The organism is [Scytonema hofmanni] UTEX 2349 (assembly GCF_000582685.1).
GTDB classification, from domain to species: Bacteria; Cyanobacteriota; Cyanobacteriia; order Cyanobacteriales; family Nostocaceae; genus Hassallia; species Hassallia hofmanni.
The window spans coordinates 1,192,547-1,195,024 of sequence record NZ_KK073768.1 but is presented as its reverse complement, the minus strand read 5'-3'; the positions used below and the strand labels follow the sequence as shown (position 1 = coordinate 1,195,024).

Genomic DNA, 2,478 nt, shown 5'->3' with positions numbered 1-2,478 from the left:
ATGCTATTAGATATAGAACGCGCATCAAAAATCGAGCCTCTTTAATTCCCAATGCCCAATGCCAATGCCCAATGCCCAATGCCCAATGCCCAATGCCCAATGCCCAATGCCCAATGCCCAATGCCCAATGCCCAATGCCCAATGCCCAATTTAAATCTTTAATATTATGTCGCTTGCTGTTCTAACTCAGCGCTTTCGCAGTTTTTGGCAGCCTAGAAGAGGTTTAGCGATCGCCGAAGCTTGTTTAATTGGTGTCGTTGCTGCTTTATCTGCTGTTTTACTCAAATTTGGTGCAGGATACTTGGGTACATGGCGAGTTCATACGTCCCATATTTTCCCAGCGTGGATTGTATTACCGGCAGTTGGTATGAGCTTTGGCTTTTTGGCTGGCTTTTTAGTGGAAAGATTTGCACCTGAGGCTTCTGGTAGTGGTATTCCTCAAGTTAAAGCTTCCCTTGCGAATGTTCCAATTAAATTATCATGGCGCGTGGCAGGTGTCAAGTTAATTAGTGCAATTATTGCTTTGGGTTCGGGAATAACTTTAGGACGACAAGGACCTACCGTCCAATTAGGTGCGGGTTTAGCTGCGGGAATGAGTCGTTTGGTTCCCACTTCTCCAGATCATCGCCGACAAATGATTGCTGCGGGTGCCGGTGCGGGTTTGGCAGCAGCTTTCAACGCTCCCCTCGCTGGGGTATTCTTTATTGTGGAGGAGTTACTTCAAGATTTATCAGGAATGACTTTAGGAACCGCCATCATCGCTTCGTTTATTGGTGGGGTAATATCCAGGCTGTTGGGTGGTGGCAATTTGACGCTGAACTTGCAATCATCAAGTTATTCTAACACCTTCTCAATTCCAGAAATTCCCTTTTTTCTGCTGTTGGGAGTTCTAGCGGGGTTGCTAGGTGCTTTGTTTAGTAGCGGTTTGATTGCAAGTATAAAATTTTATCGCAGTCTGCACATCAGCTTACCATTACGGGTGGCGTTAGCTGGTTTAGTTTCGGGAATTATCATGGCAATGCTGCCTGCTTACTTTCGTGATAATACTGGCTTACGAGAACAGATAATTATGGGTGAAGCGAATGCTTCATGGGCAGCGATCGCCTTTATCGCTCAGTTTATCTTAACTTTGATTGCGTTTGGTTCGGGAGCGCCAGGAGGCTTATTTGCACCCAGTCTCATCTTAGGTTCTACTTTAGGCTATTTAGTCGGTGTCAGCGAGTTTCACCTTTTGGGTGGGGGTTCTCCGACAACTTACGCACTAGCGGGAATGGGAGGATTTTTCAGCGCGGTTTCTAAAGTACCAATCACCGCAATTGTGATTGTATTTGAGATGACTACAGATTTCAATCTGGTGCTACCTTTAATGATTGTTTCTGTGACATCTTACTTAGTTGCTGACAAAGTTGTGCCAGGGTCATTGTATGACAAACTATTGTTTATAAATGGCATAACTATCAATAAACAGGTTTCTAGTGAAGGAATATTGACACAGTTAACTGCAAAACAAGTAATGCAGGAACGAGTGGAAACTCTAGAAGCAGAGACAACTTTAGAAGAAGCAATGCAGGCATTTGCCCGTTCTCATCATCGTGGTTTCCCGGTGGTGGAAGAAGGGAAGTTAGTTGGAATTGTCACCCAATCAGACTTACTCAAAATAGGCGATCGCAATCTTGCAAATGATATTCCTTTAAAGGAAATCATGACCACCAGTCCGGTGACAGTATCACCCACCCATAATTTAAGCAATGTACTATATTTATTAGACCGTTATAAAATCAGTCGCTTGCCGGTACTGCAAGGACGAAGGCTGATTGGGATTATTACCCGTGCAGATATAATTCGCGCGGAAGCAGATCATCTAAATTGTACAAATCCATCGCCCGGAGTACAACCAGAACCTTCTTATGTAGTTTATCAAACGCGATCGCCTAGCATCGGCAGAGGCAAATTATTAGTACCCATCGCTAATCCCAAAACAGCAGCAACTTTATTAGAAATGGCTTTCTCAATTGCCCGCGATCGCCATTATGAAATAGAATGCATCCAAGTGATGTTAGTATCGCGCCACAGTTCCCCATCAGAAACAACAGTCAGAACTGCAAAAAGTCGCCGTTTGCTCAGACAAGCCGAAGTCATGGCGAAAAAGTGGGAAATTCCCCTACATACACAGATTCGCGTTGCCCACGATGCAGCCCAAGCAATTTTAGAAACTATCAACGAACAACATATAGATATACTTTTGATGGGTTGGAAAGGAAATACATCTACCCCAGGTAAGGTTTTTGGTAATGTTGTTGATACCTTAATTAAGCAAGCTACCTGCGATTTGTTGTTGGTGAAGTTAGCTGCGGCTGTTGAGACAAGAAGACAAGGAGACAAGGAGACAGGGAGACAGGGAGACAAGGAGACAAGGAGACAGGGAGACAGGGAGAATAATTCTTCTTTCCCCCCATCCCCCCCTCTCCCCCTCCCCCC

Annotated in this window: 1 protein-coding gene and 1 pseudogene; both read left to right on the top strand. The window is 44.7% G+C overall.

Going from position 1 to position 2,478, the window contains the following annotated elements:
• Positions 1–185: pseudogene (locus TOL9009_RS48415) on the top strand (hypothetical protein); the annotation flags it as partial.
• On the top strand, positions 167–2,478 hold a 2,312-nt coding region (locus TOL9009_RS38800), incomplete at its 3' end, for a chloride channel protein (protein WP_084763168.1). The pseudogene TOL9009_RS48415 and the gene TOL9009_RS38800, both read left to right, overlap by 19 nt.